The organism is Peptoniphilus olsenii (assembly GCF_040545475.1).
Taxonomy (GTDB): Bacteria; Bacillota; Clostridia; order Tissierellales; family Peptoniphilaceae; genus Peptoniphilus_A; species Peptoniphilus_A olsenii.
Genome location: NZ_JBEPMA010000002.1, coordinates 118,187 through 134,466, shown reverse-complemented (window position 1 = coordinate 134,466; position 16,280 = coordinate 118,187). Strand labels below are relative to the sequence as shown.

Below are 16,280 nucleotides of genomic sequence, written 5' to 3'. Positions count from 1 at the left end.
TTTATATAGGAAGTGTACATGAACTATTTTTTTAGATATATAGGGGATAATCAGACCAATTTAAATATCAATTTAATACGAGTTTTGGTTTTATTTTCTGTTTTTTTCGCCACAAGATGGAAGAATAGCAAGGTATTATTAAAGATTTCATTATTAGGATTGATATTATTGCAACTTATTTTATTTTGTTGGTATGCAGGAAATGATAAATTATTTCTAATAGAGGGATTACCTTTTTATCACTGTAGAATCGCAGCAATTTCTATGGCTATATTTTATTTTAAAAATAAAAACGAGTTGGCAAAATATTTTGCATGGCTTGGTATAATTGGATCGATAATTGCTGTTAGTTTTCCAGACCCATCTAGATTTTTATGGCCTCATGTGACAAATATAACTTACATTGACACACATTTATTGCTAGTAATAGCTGGTATTATAATAATAAATTTTGATACAAAACTGAAATTAAACAATATTATAAAGATAACACTGACAATGAATATTATAATATTATTTGTAAATGCAATGACAGGAGGCAATTATGGTTATTTATCTCATTTGCCAGATAATTTAGATATTGAAATAAATATTTGGCAATTATTTTTAATAATGAGTTTTCTGTTAATTGTGGTAATCAACATTTTAGAAAAAAGTCAAAATAAATATAATATTAAATATAAAAATAATAACGCTCCTATTGTGTATTAAAAAATAGGAGCGTTTATTTATAATAAGCAACAATTCAGAAAAAGTGTGGGTTAAATTCTAAATAATTGCAGATTATATAATTAAAATTTTTATCTATTAGCCATAATTACCTTTATCTCATCTTCATTTATACCCACCATTGCTTCTCCAATATCTTCTGAAACATTGGCAATGATGTCATTATCTAAATAATTTTCAGCGGATTTAACTATGGCAATCGCTCTCTTTTCTGGGTTTGTAGATTTAAAAATACCTGAACCTACGAATACACCCTCTGCACCTAATCGTCTCATAAGTGCAGCATCAGCAGGAGTAGCAACTCCACCAGCAGAGAAGTTAAGCACAGGAAGTTTTTTGTTTTCTCTCACATATTTCAACAAATCGTATGATACTCCCATTTCTTTTGCCAAATAATATAATTCATCTTCTCGGCGGTTAGAGATATTAGCAATGCCTTCCATTATTTCACGCATATGATTAACAGCTTGTGATACATCCCCAGTACCAGCTTCGCCCTTAGTTCTTATCATAGAAGCACCTTCTTCGATTCTTCTCAACGCTTCAGATAAATTTCTAGCACCACATACAAAAGGAGTGTTAAAATTATTTTTGTCTATATGGTAAGAATTGTCAGCAGGAGTTAGAACCTCAGATTCATCAATATAGTCTATTCCAATAGATTCAAGGATAGAAGCTTCAACAAAATGACCTATTCTAACCTTTGCCATAACAGGAATTTGGACTGCATTTATTATTTCTTTTATCATTTTTGGATCGCTCATTCTTGAAATTCCGCCAGCAGCTCTAATATCAGCTGGAATTCTTTCAAGAGCCATCACAGCCACAGCACCTGCACTTTCAGCAATGCGAGCTTGCTCTGGATTAGTGACATCCATTATTACTCCACCTTTGAGTGAGTTTGTGATTTCTGTAAATCTAGTATTCATAATCTGCTCCTTATTAAATTAATTTATTAAAGAAATTATATCTGTTATCTGGTATCATTAAAAGTATCAAATGTATAATATTTGGAGGTACCAGTTGATAAGTTTAAATTTTAATGAAAAAGAATCACTTTTTGTGCAACTCTATGAATACATAAAAAAAGAAATAATATCGGGAAGTTTAGAAAGAGACACATTATTGCCATCTAAAAGAAATTTGGCAACTCATCTAGGAATTTCAATTAATACAGTAATTAAAGCCTACGAAAATCTAATAGATGAAGGATATATTTATTCCAAAGAGCGAATAGGATATTTTGTGAGTCCAGTTGAAAATATTTTAAATATCAAAAATAATGACACTATAGTAAAAAAAGACAAAAAGATTGTGTCAAAATATAATTTTGATTTGAATAAAAATGCTAACTTTTCTTTTCCTAACACTAATTACAAAAAAGTTTTAAATGAATCATTATTAGAAAAAGAAGAACTGTCAAAAAGAGATATAAAAGGATTACAATGTCTAAGACATTCAATAAAAAATTATTTAAAATCAGCAAGAAATGTTGATGTAGCAGAAGAATCAATTATCATAAGCTCAGGAATAGAATATTTATTTCAAATACTATTTTATATAATGCCACAAGATACAGTTTTTGGACTAGAAAATCCAGGATACAGAGATTTAAAGAATTTATTTGAAATGAATAACAAAAAATATGTATTTCAAAATATAGACTCAGATGGCATAATCATAGAAAATAGGGAAATAAATGCCTTTTTAATCACACCATCACATCAATTTCCAACAGGAAATATAATGCCCATTGGCAGAAGAGTAGAATTATTAAATTATGTACAAAAAATAAATGGATATATATTAGAAGATGATTACGACAGTGAATTTAAATACTACGGAAGGCCAATACCAGCACTAAAAAGCCTTGATAAACCAGATAGAGTAGTTTATATATCTAATTTTTCAAAATCAATATCACCCACACTAAGAGTTAGCTTTATGGTTCTACCAAAAAAATTATTGCAAAAATATGAGAGCATCAAGCCATTTTATAATTGCCCTGTGCCAAATATAGTTCAACTATCGCTCTCAAAATATATAGACGAAGGTTACTTTGAAAAACATTTAAATAGAATGAGAAGAAAATATGACGACAAGAGGAAATTTACCATTAGCTTTTTTGAAAATAATGAACTTTATAAAATAAGAGATAAAAAAGCAGGAATGCATTTCATATTGGAAATAAAAACAGAAATAAAAGAACAAGAAATCATAAAAAAAATGAAACAACAAAATATATATGTAGAGGGATTGGCAAAATATTACGAAGGAGAAGTAAAATATAAATATCCGAGAATAATAATAGGATATGGGAATATGAAGGACAAAGAATTAAAAGAAGCAATTCAAATATTTAAAAAAGTTGTGGAAGATATGGTAAGATATAAGAAAGTATTATAATTAGGAGGATGTCATGGATAATAAATCAGCATATATAATCGCAGCAGCAATAATAGTTGGAAGTATTATAATTGCATTTTTTATAGCAAGAGAAGGTGCTGGCATAAGTGGTGCGATTTTCCTAAAGTAAGCATAGAATATATAAAATTAATTTAAAATTAAATTATTTTAAGCCTATTATTTTAAAGACTCTTTGAGATGTAAGATTATATTATGTCAGAGAGTCTTTTTTATACTTTTTATCAGTTTTTCTATTGTTATTAGAATACATAAAAGAATAATTGTCAAGAATTAAAGCCTACAGACTACGGCAACCTCTACAACTGTCATTCCGAGTGGAATAAAATTCGTAAGAATTTTCTGTAATCGCCGTGTACTCGAAGAGTGAGGAATCTCCTGGTAAAGGGGTAGTTCTGTAGGAATAAATAGAAAACTTTTCTAATAATTTCTAATAAAAATTATTACACTAACAATTTCATTTCCTCTTTCGAGGGTAGGATTGGGGGCATTCCGCGTTCGCTGCGAGCACCCCTTTCCTTTCCCTCGAGCTCCCAACCAAGCCCCAACGCCTTCGTCGATATATTTTGTTACCTCTTTAATTTTTCTTTTACTTCGCAAAAAGTCGGATTTTTAAAACTCGCTATCGCTCTAACAGTTAAAAATCTTTTTCGACTTTTGCTTTTCACGTTCTTTTGATATTTTTAGAAATACTTTTTCTATCTCATGGTTACAAATTCTTCCCACTGCAGACAAGACTCTTTATGCGTTCGCTACCGCTTTTTAGTCGACTTTATAAAATAAGAGATAAAAGCAGAAATAAAAGAACAAGAAATCATAAAAAAAATGAAACAACAAAATATATATGTAGAAGGACTAGCAAAATATTATGAAGGAGAAGTAAAATATAAATATCCAAGAATAATAATAGGATATGGGAATATGAAGGACAAAGAATTAAAAGAAGCAATTCAAATATTTAAAAAAGTTGTGGAAGATATGGTAAGATATAAGAAAGTATTATAATTAGGAGGATGTCATGGATAATAAATCAGCATATATAATCGCAGCAGCAATAATAATTGGAAGCATTATAATTGCATATTTTATAAAACAAGCTGGAGCGAGTATATCAGGAGCAATTTCTTTTAGTTAAAATTTCTAATGATTAATTAAATTATTTTAAGCCTATTATTTTAAAGACTCTTTAAGATGTAATATTTTATTATATAAAAGAGTCTTTTTTTATACTTCTTAGCAATGTTTCCATTTCAAATAAATAGAAGTCTTTTTTACTATATTTTCCATTACATTTCTTTTTTTACCTAAACAAAATCTCCCCGTCAGATGCAAGAATCTTTATGAGTTCGCAACGCTTTTTAGTCGAGATGACACTGGAAAAGACTACGACAACCCTATTAATGTCATTCCGAGTGAGCATAGCAAGTCGAGGAATCTGCCTGTAGAGGAGTTGTTCTGTAGATATAATGTAGAAGTCTTTTTCTTATTTTTAATATTACATTTTCTATTTTGCCATTACATATTTTTCCCACTACATGCAAGACTCTTTATGCGTTCGCAACGCTTCTTAGTCGAGATGACATTGGAAAGGGCAACGACAACCCCAGCAACTGTCATTTAGAGTGAAAGAAAACTTTATTTATAATTAGGTAATCAAAAAAAGTCGCTTTTTTGCGACTTTTTATACTGTAATCTGTTCTATTATTTTGGCTACTTTTAGTGGCATTGTTACATGATGTTCTCCTGGTACGAACTGTGTTTTGTTCATTTCTTTACACTTTTCTACAAAAGCGTAAGATGATTCTATCATACCTATATCTTCTAGCATGTTGCCTACATCTGCTGCAGATGCTCCTTCGCTTATATTAAATTTATATTCGTGAAGAACATTGCCCGATATATCTGACAATATTTCTTTTACTTTCATTCCTTCTTTAATCTCATAGTGACCAGGCAAGATTTTTTCTGCTATGCCCATATCGTCAACTAATCTATTGTATTCATTTATGTCTGCAATTAGATTTTTACTCATCAATATTTCACCAAGTGAATCTTTATCTGTATTTGCAGGTACATTAATTATTATGCTTTCTTTTTTATTTGGTTCTATTTCTCTTTCTTTTACTACTGGTATTTTATATTCTTCGTCAGTTTTACCCATTAATCCAAGTATCTCAGTTTTTGTTTTAATAAATTCATCTTTGATTTTAAAATCGACCTCGCCATTATTTATTGAATTTGCATATAAGTGGTCGATTCTCCACTTTACTATAAATACTAATAATACAAAGAAAAGAACCAATAAAAATATTTCTAGAACTTTCATTAAAAATAGTGAAAGTTTATTAAAATTTCTCAAATTATTCCTCTTTTCATATTTTCTAAATGTTTTGATATAATTATATCAGATTAAGGAAAAATGGTGAAGACAATGAGAGAAATTATAATCAACGAGAACGATGCTGGCAGAAGAGTGGATAGATTTTTGAAAATTTATTTTGAAAAGGCTCCTCTTTCTTTTATATATAAAAATTTAAGGAAAAAGAATATCAAGGTTAATGGCAAAAAAGCAAATCCTGAAGATATTTTAAATGAAGGAGATGTTATTCGATTATTTTTGGCAGAAGATACTATAAAAAAGTTTAAAAAAGATGTCAAAAAATATAAAAATTCTAAGTTCCCTGATGTTCTTTTTGAAAATGAAGATATTATTTTGATAAAAAAACCTATAAATATGTTGACACACAATGATCAGAAGGCTTATCAAGATAATGCGTTAGATAGACTTGTAGATTATTTAATTTATAAGGAAGAGTTTAATCCAAGGCTTGAAAATTCTTTTAGACCGGCTTTTGTTAATAGATTAGATAGGAATACTTCTGGCATACTAATTGGAGCAAAGAATTTAAAAACTTTGCAGTATTTAAACGAGGGTATAAAAAATAGAAATATTTCTAAATATTATTTAACTATTGTTAAGGGCGACATTAAAGATGATTTTGACGTGGATATTAATTTAAAAAAATCTAAAAATAATGTGGTAGCAAAATCAAGTGATGGCAAGAGATCTGTCACTAAATTTAAAGTTTTGAAAACTAAAAATAATTATACTCTGCTGTCTGTAAATTTAATTACTGGTAGGACTCACCAAATAAGGGCTTCTTTAAAAGAAAAAGGCTATTATATCATTGGAGATAGAAAGTATGGGACAAAAGAAGAAAACAATAAATTTAGAAAACTAGGTCTCGACTCTCAATTTCTGCACAATTTTTGCGTGAGTTTTGATTTGAAAAAATTAGAAGATGTGAAAGGAAAAAACTATATATTTCTTCCAAATGACAAGATGACAAAGATTGCCGAAGATTTATTTGATGTTAATTTAGGTGAAATTATAAATGAAAAAGGTATTTTTTAGTTCTCCAAAGGAGAAATTCGATTATAAAAATTATATATCTGGTAAAACACTGTATATTCTACCGTCTGAAATTGCAATAAACTACAAAATAAAAAGTGAAGTTTTTAGTGGTATTAATATAATAAATACCAAATTTATAACTTTTGACAACTTGATTAAATTTAAAAATATAAAAAGACCTGATAATATTTTAAAATTCATAGTGCTAAAGATGATTTTAAATAGAAATTTTCCCGATAAAGAGATTTTTGATGAGAGCGTAGAGATAATTGTTGATTTTTTTGATGAGTTGATAAATAGTGGCAAAAGAAAAAAGGATATTTTAAAATTTACATCGCCCATAATTAAGTCTTTAGCCGATAGTTTTGGAGATTATTTAATTTATTTTTCTAAAAATTCTTACACCTTAGACAGCGGTTTATCTAAAATTAGTGAAGACGATATTAGGGCTGAAACTATAATTATTGATGGTTTTATCGACTTTGGATATTTTGAATTTGATTTTATTGAAAGAATTTCAAAGTCAAAGAATATAATCATCAATATACCTTTTAATATCGAGAATAATATAACTTCACAAAGTGCTGTTGCTAAGTTAGAGAATATGAATTTTGAAATAGTTAAATCTAATACTGAGTGTATAAATGATTTACTTGCCAATATTCCAGTAGATTTATATGATGCATCAGACGATTATTATAATATGTTTTTTGTGGAACTAAAAAAAGACATAATAAATCAAATAAAAGATATCGATATTATAACGGGTTCAAGTTCACTTGCCAAGAGCATTAATAATCGTAGTGTTTTTCAAGACATTGAATTTAATTTAGATTTAATTGAGCGTTCTTTAATAAAAGAAGAGATTATCACAGTTTTAGATTATTTAGAAGATAAAAATAGGCACAATACTTTAAAGAGAATTAGGCTATCATATTTTAATTTGCCAGTAGATAAAAATATGCTCGAAGAGGATTTATTAAAACAAAACTTCAAAAACATAGCTGATTTCAATTTGCAAGAGATTAAGGAGTTAGATATTAAGCAAAGCCATCTTCAAAACTTTTTAGATGGCGTGAAATTTTTACAACAAGAAAATATCAAAAATACTGGTTCTTTAGAATATTTTTGTGAGTATTTTATTGAGTACATGAATAATTTAGAAAATATTATAAAGAAAAGATTTAATCCAAAGATTTATGATTTTGTGTATGTAAGAGATATGAATTTTTTAAACAAAGTAATTGATATTTTAAATAAAATGCCAAAATACAGAATTTTTTATAAGAGTATCACTTTTAAAGAATTTAAATGTCTATTTAAAAAATATATAAAAAATATAAAATTTAAGTTACTGCAAAATAGAGATGCTATAACTATGAAAAATTTGCAGTCCATGTATTATAAAAATTTTGGAAAACTTTATATAATAGGTTTTGATGCAAATTATGAAAGAATTTCACAAAAAAATTTCATATATACTAAAAAAACTATTGAAGAATTGGAAGAATTTAAAATTAGAGGCAATGATTCTGAAATTGAACTCATGGAACTTGTATATGCTATAACTAATTCCCAAAAAACTACAATTTTGATAAATGATGAAGATAAAGGTCTTGCTAAAAATATAAATATATTAAAAAAGATATGTAATCTTGATATTAGTACTTATATTAAGAAATATTATTCTTCCGAGATTGAGATTTTTAACAATAGAGATAAATTAGATTATAAACTGTCAAGTAAAGCTTTGAATAATCTAAATCTGAGATTAAAAGACAGAACTTACTCCGTAACTGACTTCGATGTATTGAGCGACTGTCCCAGAAGATTTTTATTTGAACGAATTTTTAAGTTAGAAGAATTTGCACTTGATTATGATGATAAATTTTATTTGAAAATGGGGGATAGATTCCATAACATTTTAAAAAGATATTTTAAATTAGAAAAAAGCATTTTAGATGAAGCATTGTTGAAAAAATTGGTCTTGCAGGAGAATTTTAAAGATAAAACTTTTGATGATTTGAAATTTTTGGAACAGGTACAAGTCTTGAACGATTTTAATTTTCTCAAAGATTATATCATTATTGATTTAGAAAACCAAAAAGAAGATTTTTTGACTCCTAAATATTTTGAAAAAAGAATCGATTTGGATATTGAGGGAATAAAAATTGTGGGCAGAATAGACAGAATTGACAGCAATGGTGATGAAGAGGCTATAATGGACTATAAGAGAAGTAAAAGTTCTATAATTTCAAAGAATAAAATCTTAGAAAACAAAGCTTTCCAGATGCCAATTTATGCATTATCTCGACTTAAAGATAATAAAAATATTGTTAAACTAATTTATGGTTCTATCCAAGATGCTGAAATAAAAACAGTTATGAAAAATTCAGATTTGAGAGATAAATTACCCAGGGTTAGGTATTTTTATAGCGACGAGGAGTTAAAAGAAATCTTTAAAAGTTCAAAGAATGCTATTATTTCGTTGGTTGAAAGTTTAAAACAAGGGAATATGGACTCTGAGAGCGATTGTTTAAATTGTATTTATAAAGATATATGTGAGAATAAGTGAGGTATAAAATGGAAAAAAAGAGTTTGAGAAAAGAATTTTTTGCTAAAAGAGCAAATATAGAAAATAGATACGAAAAGAGCAAACTAATACAAGAAAAACTAAGAGAGCTTGATATATATATAAATGCTAAGTCAGTTTTTGTATTTATTTCATATAAAACAGAAGTAAATACTCATGAGATTATAGATATGATAAAAGAAGATGGTAAAAAATTATTAGTTCCACTTGTTATTGGAAAAGAAATGGTTGCTACAGAAATAGACGGATTATCAGAATTAAAACCTAACAAAATGGGAATTTTAGAACCAGAAGATGGAGAACCTGTAACAGACATTGACCTTACAATTACACCAGGACTTGCATTTGATGACAGAGGGTATAGGCTCGGTTATGGTGGGGGATTTTATGATAAATTTTTTGAGAAAATTGACACAATTTCACTTGCCATAGGGTTTGAAGAGCAAAGGACAAATAAAGTGTTTAATGAAGAATACGATAGAAAAGTAGATTATCTCTTGACGGATAAAAGTTTTATAAAATTTTAGTTTTATAAATAATATCTATACAATCCTTAGTGAGAAGCATTGGGACGAATAGAATGAATTTACATGTGGAAGTTGTCGTGGTCTTTTACAACTGTCATATCGAGTAAAAAGCGTGCGAACACATAAAGAGTCTGCATGTGGTGGAGAGAACTTTTTCCCTCCCATGTCATCCTGAGCGAAAGAAATCTGCTAAGATTTCTGAAGTCGAAGGATCTGCATGTGACGGGGAGATTTTGAGTAGGTAAAAAAAGAAGTGTAATGGAAAAGACAGTAAAAAAAGACTTCTATTAATTTTTACAGAACTACTCCTCTACAGGCAGATTCCTCGACTACAAACCCTTCGGGTTTTCCGCTCGGAATGACGGTTTGAAAGTTTGTAACCGCATATACATTTCATTTCTTGATAGTTTTTCTTTTTATTTTAAATAAAAAACTATTCAAGCACCCAAACCACGAACAAGTATAGCAAAAAGAAAAACGAAAGAGGTAAAAACTTAGTCTAAAAAGGCGTGGGGGGTTTGGTTGGAAGCTCGAAAGAGAGGAAAGGGGGTCTCGCAGCGAAAGCGGAACGCCCACATTCCTTCCTTTGAAATAGAAAAATTAATGTATTATCTACTCTTTATTAATATTATATTTTTCTAGCCTTTCCCTCCAAGCTTCATCCAAATTTGAATTATCTTTATATATTCCTTTATCAAACATATAGTTTATAAAAAACTTATTAAATTTTTCGGCTCCCGCTACATTTAAATGATATGGGTCATAAAAGTCGTTTTTTGTTAAATTCATATCCTCTGAATATAAATTAAAATCTATAAAATTTATATTCTTTTTTTCTATATATTTAGAAATTATATCTATATTATCCTTATAATCATCGTAATAAAAAACTGGTGTTTTTACGAATATTACTTTTATATCATTTTTAGCTGCCAAATCGATAATTTTACTTATGGTTTTCAAATTAGAATTTAGGTAAGATTTTTCACGAGCTCGTTTAATTTTTTCTAAATCTTTTTGTTGCTCATCATCACCATTTAGAAAGCTTTTACTCTGTCCTTTGAGCATTACATATCCTTTTAAATCGTCTTCGTATTTATCAGAATTCACAGTAAAATCTTCTGACTTTAGTTCGCTCCAGCGTGAGTGATAGCTTATTATAGGTAGCAAAGCTTCAAGTTTATGTTCGGTTGGAATATCTTTTGCTATCATTTTTAATTTATTCATGCTCATGGGCATATAATCACAGTAAGAATGGACGGTGGCTGAATCTTCGTCTAATTTATATATGGCAGCTTGTATATCTACAAAAATAATTTTAGGTTTAGTGTGTTTAACGGCATCTTTTATATATCTGTATGATATTTTAAGCGGTTGCTTTTGTGATGCAAGCACATAAGATTTGAGCCCCAAGTCATTATATAAATACAGTGGTATAAATGAACAGTATGAATGACTTGTACCAAAAAACATCATATCATATTTTTCGCTTTCATTATAAAATCCACCAATTTTGTTGCCCATATCCCAAGGTTTTGTTACTGATTTACGCAACAATAAATTATTTATTTCTATAAATCCAAAAATAAATATGGAAATGAAAATTACACTTAAGGTAATTTTAAAAAATTTAGTTTTTTTAATTGAATTCATAACTATCACCTAAAATTGGAAATAAATAAATGCTGATTCCGAAAATCCAGGGCCATATATTCCAAAAATAATTGTTGCAAATAGAAAAAAATAATAAACAATCCATCTAATTGGCAAAATTATTTTTCTAGTTAATTCCCAAATTTTTATTTCTTTATATCTCAGTATATCCACTATAATAAGTATTATTATTCCACCGATTAATGGATATATATTTGCTATTGCAAAGTTAGTCTTTGAAAATTCATTTAATAAACTTCCTTTGTTACCATTTTTAATTAAAGCTTCTATATACGCATTAGCTTCAAAAATATTTGCAGCTCTAAAATATATGAATGCAAATACTACAATTGAAAAAGTGTATATTCGCCTCATAGAATTTATCAAGAAGTTATCTTTTCTCTTTAAATTTAAATTTTTTAATGTGTTTTCAAATACATTAAATAGACCATGGATTAAACCCCAAAGTATAAATGAAAGTTCTGCACCATGCCAAAGACCGCTCACCAAAAAAATAATTAATAGATTTAAATATTTTCTAATTTTTCCTTTTCTATTGCCGCCTAGTGGAATATATAAATAATCCTTAAACCATGTGGATAATGATATATGCCACCTTCGCCAAAATTCAACTATAGACTTGGATAAAAATGGTTCTCTAAAATTATACATTAAGTCTATACCGATTATTTTTGCAGAACCTTTGGCTATGATAGAATAAGAGTAAAAATCACAGTATATTTGCACAGTGAATAGTATTGCTCCAATTATTAACATAAAAGAAGAAAATTTACTATAATTATTAAATAATTCATCGACCAAAATAGCAGCTCTATCTGCTATTACTAATTTTAAAAATAGGCCCCAAACTAGAAATTGTAGACCTTTTATTAAATTTTCAAATTCAAATTTATGTCTTTTTTTTATTTGTGGCAATAAATTTGTCGACCGTTCAATTGGTCCAGCTACAAGTTGAGGAAAAAAAGAAACAAATAGTGCATAATTTACAAAATTTCTTTCAGCTGCAATATCACCTCTATAAACATCAATTGTATAGCCCAATGCTTGAAAAGTATAAAAAGATATTCCGACAGGCAATAGTACATTTATTTCAAAATTATAATTTGTATAAAAAGCTGAATTTATCAAATCAACGGTGAAATTGAAATATTTAAAAATAAATAATATACCCAAATTTATAAAGAAGCAGATAAAAACTGCAAAATTTTTAATCATTTTATCAGAATGCCTATCAATATAAATTCCTGTGAAAAAAGTTATAGCAATTGACAGTATCATCAAAAATGTATATTTAACATTCCAAAAAGAATAAAATGTCAAAGATGCTAGTAATAAGAATACATTTTTAAATTTTTCTGGAATTAAATTATATAAAATTACCACAATTGGTAAAAATATTAAATACTCAAAAGAATTAAATAACATCAAATCCTCCAATTCATTATTTAATATTATAGTAAAAATTGGAGGATTTCAATATTATCTATTATTATTTTGATAATTCATTTTTAGTTTATATTCTCGAGGAGTAAGCCCTGTATATTTTTTGAATGTCATTGTAAAATGTGGCTGTGATGAAAAACCGCAGGCAAAAGATATATATTCTAATGTTTTCTTATTCTCCTCTAATAAATTTTTAGCCTTATTAGTTTTTAAAGTATTTAAATATTGACAAAAAGTAAAACCAGTATGCTCCTTGAATAGGGAACATAAGTAGTTCTTAGATACATGAAGGCTTTTTGAAAGATTCATCAAATTAATTCCCTTGTGAAATTCGCGATTTATTATCTTGATAGCCTCATCGATTATATGATTGTCGCAATAATTAATTTTTTCAAGAAGAGTTTCAGAGTAAGATTTGATTATTGTCTGAGCCAAATTTCTCAAATCAGATATAGTATTTGAATTTTCTAATGTAGTGTTAAATTCACTATGCATCAGTGTGAGATCCTTATTGTATGTGATTAAGAAATATGTATACAAGAAAGAATTTAAATCAGAAATCTGTTTTTTATACTCGTCAAAGTCATTGATTCTGTCTTTTGTTTTGTCTTCAAAAATCTCTTTTGCACTATTTAGAGATTCTGGCTTAGTAAGTTGTGCTAAATTTAAATAATTAGTCATTTAATCCTCCTTAAGTTTTATATAAAATATTAAATATAATATGTTAATTATAAATAATTATCATTTAACTTTTGAGTATATTATATAGTAAATGATAAAAAATATCAATTGGAGGTTTTTATGAAAAAGATAAATATTATATATTGGTCTGGAACAGGCCATACAGAAAGAATGGCAGAAGCAATTAAAAAAGGTATTGAAGGGGAAGGAGTGGAAGTAGGACTTTTGCAAGTTTCACAAGCTAATATAAGCGATGTTGAAAATTGTGATAAATTAGCCTTTGGATGTCCTGCAATGGGAGCAGAAGAATTAGAAGAAATGGAAATGCGACCATTTATGGATGAAGCAAATAAATTATTATCCGGCAAAAAAGTTGTGTTATTTGGCTCTTATGAATGGGCAGATGGCGAGTGGATGAAGCTCTGGGAAGAGGAAGTTGAAGATACAGGAGCAAATATTGTTGAAACACTAATATGTTATGATGATCCAACAGATGACGATATAGAAGAGTGTGAACGAGTTGGAAGAGAAATCGCTCGCGCATAAAGATAATTATAAGTCGCAAGTTTTAGAGTTTTATAAGCATATTGAAAACTTAAAAGACTTAGATTATTTGATTCATTTAATTGGTTTTTATTCTGCACCTACTATAAATGGTTTAAAAATAGGATCTTTGATTAATCTAAAAAATACAAAAAGAGAATTAATAAATACTTGGAATGAAAATAAAAAATCAATTGCAGAAATTTTTAATTTAGAATTTATAGAATTAAAGTCTGATAAAAATTCATTGCTTCTCTATTTTTATGACAATCAGAGATTAAAAAAGAAATTTGAAAATGAACAGATATCTTCCTATTTATCAGGTATTGGTTATGAACAAAATAATAATCTAAATTACTATTTAATGAAACTTCGTGAAAACTTTCAATTTTCTACACCCTCGGAGATTGGTATTTTTCTCGATTATCCCCTCTTAGATGTAATTGATTATAATAATAAACTAAAAAAATGTAAATATTGTGGCTACTGGAAGTGCTACAATGATGTTGAAGGTGCAAAGACTACCTGTCAGTTATACGATATATCTAAAATGAATTATATCTCAAAGATAATAAATAAAAAATTACCCTCATAAAAAATAGACAGCCTATGTGCTGTCTATTTTACTATCAAAACTTCATCTAAGAATTTTACTATTTTTAATTTATCAACATTTTCTTCCATTATTTCAATATGGTCTATTCCCATCATTTCGTGTGCTATAATAAGTCCTTGTTTGACAAGTTTTTCTATGGAGTAGTTAGTACCAAATTTAGAATTTCGAGAAGAAATATAACAAAGATTTGAAACATCTTTTGGCATCAATTCTGAATTTGTTTCGATACCGTCTCTATAATCAGGCAAAAGAGTTATAAAAACTGATTTCAAACTCATCCTCAAGTGGCCATAATCGTCATCAAGATTAAAAGTTTTAACCAGTTCAAAGAAAAAGTCTTCACCATTTAAAGCATTGAAATTATTGCCCACAAAAATCGAACTTTTTTCAGGATTTAATATTTTTACAATGACATCTTCGCCTCTTAGTTTAACAGAAATGCCTGATTTCAATTTTAGAATAAAGGTATTTTTATTTGAATACATTTCTCTAATCTTTCTAGAAAAACTATCATTTGTGAAAGTAAATTTTACAAAAATAATTGAATTTTCAGGGGCTTCTCCTGATATTTGACCAATATAATGGGAATTTTTATCTTTTAAAATAGTGCTTTCGTGCACAATTTGTGGTATTGAATTTAATGTTCCTAAAGATATTTTGTCCACATAAGAGGGTGATTCAAGAGAAACTATGTCTTTTTTATCGACATATTGTTCTATAATTTGATTATTATTTTCAAATATTATTTTTGTGACAGAGTTATCTTTGATATTTAATTTGACAAATTTATAATCTTCTACAAAATTGACACCCTTGTGTTTTAAAGAATGCTCAAATTGTTTATGAAAATAAGCTGTTCTTATATCAAAAAACTCGTGAGATGAACTCATGGTTATGATGGCCTCTTTTAGTTCTGAAACTAGAGAAGTTCTTCTGAGATTAAAAAGGGTTGCCAAAAAATAATATAAGCTTGAATCTACGAAATCTGTGTAATAAAAGTATCTCTCAATCGTCTCATCTTTGTCGAAGGATTTAGGTTTTAAAACAAGTTTTTTGAGCTTTAATTTTGTGCTTTCGCTTACAACATTTACATCATCAAATGTATGTGAATTTAAATCAATGACTTGAATATTTTCTGGAGTATTGATTTTTTTATTTAAAATATCTAAATCTTCTTCGGAAAGTATATCCTTTAACATTTCATAAGTATTCGCGAAATTAGATATATTGTATCTATCATCAAATGTCTTATAATTTGGATAATTGTATTCATCATTAATGGGTAAAAATTCATTAAATTTATTTTTATATATTGTTATATTTTCTGCAGACAAATTTGCATGATTTATAAGGGCATAGGCGAGTGATAAATTGCCAATACCGCCACCTACTAAATATACTTTTGTAAATTCATCACGATTTGGTGCAAGAAGCCTAGGTTCACTTTTCTCGTCACTTATTTTTTTAGTAAGAGCTAGTGCAGTGGAAATTGTTGCAGCGGCAATAGCCACCTTTTTAATTTTGTCATTTTTTGCCATAGCGATACCTCCTCTACTTTTTTACCCAAAAATGAGAGGATTAAGCGATATTAATTGTTAAATATAACTTTTACAAGTATAATGTTTTATAATAGTA

The 16,280-nt window shown here is 27.9% G+C and carries 14 protein-coding genes; 8 read left to right on the top strand and 6 right to left on the bottom strand.

The window, feature by feature from the left end:
• Positions 1 to 18 precede the first annotated feature (18 nt).
• A complete protein-coding gene (locus ABID14_RS02765; RefSeq protein ID WP_354366973.1) occupies positions 19 to 711 on the top strand; it encodes a YwaF family protein in 693 nt (230 codons plus the stop codon).
• Between the two features lie 89 nt (positions 712 to 800).
• On the opposite strand, the gene pdxS is transcribed toward ABID14_RS02765, so the two are convergent.
• On the bottom strand, positions 801 to 1,658 hold the full coding sequence (gene pdxS / locus ABID14_RS02760; RefSeq protein ID WP_354366971.1) for a pyridoxal 5'-phosphate synthase lyase subunit PdxS: 858 nt from the start codon (positions 1,656 to 1,658) through the stop codon (positions 801 to 803).
• Between the two features lie 94 nt (positions 1,659 to 1,752).
• Here pdxS and pdxR point away from each other — a divergent pair, with 94 nt between their 5' ends.
• Positions 1,753 to 3,135 (top strand): MocR-like pyridoxine biosynthesis transcription factor PdxR, encoded by a 1,383-nt coding sequence (gene pdxR, locus ABID14_RS02755; RefSeq protein ID WP_354366969.1) that lies wholly within the window; start codon positions 1,753 to 1,755, stop codon positions 3,133 to 3,135.
• Positions 3,136 to 3,978: 843 nt separating this feature from the next.
• Positions 3,979 to 4,158: a hypothetical protein gene (locus ABID14_RS02750; protein ID WP_354366967.1), complete on the top strand. Its 180-nt coding sequence runs from the start codon at positions 3,979 to 3,981 to the stop codon at positions 4,156 to 4,158.
• Positions 4,159 to 4,834: 676 nt separating this feature from the next.
• Here ABID14_RS02750 and ABID14_RS02745 read toward each other — a convergent pair.
• The gene (locus tag ABID14_RS02745; protein WP_354366965.1) at positions 4,835 to 5,512 is read right to left on the bottom strand and encodes an endolytic transglycosylase MltG; all 678 of its coding nucleotides are present in this window, start codon (positions 5,510 to 5,512) and stop codon (positions 4,835 to 4,837) included.
• Between the two features lie 72 nt (positions 5,513 to 5,584).
• Between ABID14_RS02745 and ABID14_RS02740 the strand changes: the two genes are divergently transcribed.
• The 3 genes from ABID14_RS02740 to ABID14_RS02730 are packed head-to-tail and all read left to right on the top strand — an operon-like array spanning position 5,585 to position 9,688.
• Entirely contained in the window at positions 5,585 to 6,568 is a 984-nt protein-coding gene (locus ABID14_RS02740) for an RluA family pseudouridine synthase (RefSeq protein ID WP_354366963.1), read from the top strand.
• Positions 6,549 to 9,143 (top strand): PD-(D/E)XK nuclease family protein, encoded by a 2,595-nt coding sequence (locus ABID14_RS02735; protein ID WP_354366961.1) that lies wholly within the window; start codon positions 6,549 to 6,551, stop codon positions 9,141 to 9,143. Before ABID14_RS02740 ends, ABID14_RS02735 begins: the two co-directional genes overlap by 20 nt.
• Positions 9,144 to 9,151: 8 nt before the next feature.
• Entirely contained in the window at positions 9,152 to 9,688 is a 537-nt protein-coding gene (locus tag ABID14_RS02730) for a 5-formyltetrahydrofolate cyclo-ligase (RefSeq protein WP_354366959.1), read from the top strand.
• A 612-nt stretch (positions 9,689 to 10,300) separates the two neighbouring features.
• Here ABID14_RS02730 and ABID14_RS02725 read toward each other — a convergent pair.
• The 3 genes from ABID14_RS02725 to ABID14_RS02715 are packed head-to-tail and all read right to left on the bottom strand — an operon-like array spanning position 10,301 to position 13,486.
• Positions 10,301 to 11,341, bottom strand: a complete 1,041-nt coding sequence (locus ABID14_RS02725; RefSeq protein WP_354366957.1) for an SGNH/GDSL hydrolase family protein — start codon at positions 11,339 to 11,341, stop codon at positions 10,301 to 10,303.
• 9 nt (positions 11,342 to 11,350) lie between these two features.
• Positions 11,351 to 12,787, bottom strand: coding sequence for an MBOAT family O-acyltransferase (locus ABID14_RS02720; RefSeq protein ID WP_354366955.1), 1,437 nt, complete (start codon positions 12,785 to 12,787; stop codon positions 11,351 to 11,353).
• A gap of 54 nt (positions 12,788 to 12,841) precedes the next feature.
• Positions 12,842 to 13,486: a helix-turn-helix domain-containing protein gene (locus ABID14_RS02715; protein ID WP_354366953.1), complete on the bottom strand. Its 645-nt coding sequence runs from the start codon at positions 13,484 to 13,486 to the stop codon at positions 12,842 to 12,844.
• A gap of 120 nt (positions 13,487 to 13,606) precedes the next feature.
• Between ABID14_RS02715 and ABID14_RS02710 the strand changes: the two genes are divergently transcribed.
• Positions 13,607 to 14,032 (top strand): flavodoxin, encoded by a 426-nt coding sequence (locus tag ABID14_RS02710; protein ID WP_354366951.1) that lies wholly within the window; start codon positions 13,607 to 13,609, stop codon positions 14,030 to 14,032.
• Positions 13,998 to 14,624, top strand: a complete 627-nt coding sequence (locus ABID14_RS02705; RefSeq protein ID WP_354366949.1) for a DUF3793 family protein — start codon at positions 13,998 to 14,000, stop codon at positions 14,622 to 14,624. The genes ABID14_RS02710 and ABID14_RS02705 overlap by 35 nt, the downstream gene beginning before the upstream one ends.
• A 23-nt stretch (positions 14,625 to 14,647) precedes the next feature.
• Here the strand turns inward: ABID14_RS02705 and ABID14_RS02700 are convergent, their stop codons facing one another.
• On the bottom strand, positions 14,648 to 16,183 hold the full coding sequence (locus tag ABID14_RS02700) for an oleate hydratase (protein ID WP_354366947.1): 1,536 nt from the start codon (positions 16,181 to 16,183) through the stop codon (positions 14,648 to 14,650).
• Positions 16,184 to 16,280: the final 97 nt, after the last annotated feature.

What these genes read in the sequence shown, in the direction of transcription:
- ABID14_RS02765 (WP_354366973.1), top strand. Translation starts at nt 19, where the DNA reads ATGAACTATTTTTTTAGATATATAGGGGATAATCAGACCAATTTAAAT.
- pdxS (WP_354366971.1), bottom strand. Translation starts at nt 1,658, where the DNA reads ATGAATACTAGATTTACAGAAATCACAAACTCACTCAAAGGTGGAGTA.
- ABID14_RS02750 (WP_354366967.1), top strand. Translation starts at nt 3,979, where the DNA reads ATGAAACAACAAAATATATATGTAGAAGGACTAGCAAAATATTATGAA.
- ABID14_RS02740 (WP_354366963.1), top strand. Translation starts at nt 5,585, where the DNA reads ATGAGAGAAATTATAATCAACGAGAACGATGCTGGCAGAAGAGTGGAT.
- ABID14_RS02735 (WP_354366961.1), top strand. Translation starts at nt 6,549, where the DNA reads ATGAAAAAGGTATTTTTTAGTTCTCCAAAGGAGAAATTCGATTATAAA.
- ABID14_RS02730 (WP_354366959.1), top strand. Translation starts at nt 9,152, where the DNA reads ATGGAAAAAAAGAGTTTGAGAAAAGAATTTTTTGCTAAAAGAGCAAAT.
- ABID14_RS02725 (WP_354366957.1), bottom strand. Translation starts at nt 11,341, where the DNA reads ATGAATTCAATTAAAAAAACTAAATTTTTTAAAATTACCTTAAGTGTA.
- ABID14_RS02720 (WP_354366955.1), bottom strand. Translation starts at nt 12,787, where the DNA reads ATGTTATTTAATTCTTTTGAGTATTTAATATTTTTACCAATTGTGGTA.
- ABID14_RS02715 (WP_354366953.1), bottom strand. Translation starts at nt 13,486, where the DNA reads ATGACTAATTATTTAAATTTAGCACAACTTACTAAGCCAGAATCTCTA.
- ABID14_RS02710 (WP_354366951.1), top strand. Translation starts at nt 13,607, where the DNA reads ATGAAAAAGATAAATATTATATATTGGTCTGGAACAGGCCATACAGAA.
- ABID14_RS02700 (WP_354366947.1), bottom strand. Translation starts at nt 16,183, where the DNA reads ATGGCAAAAAATGACAAAATTAAAAAGGTGGCTATTGCCGCTGCAACA.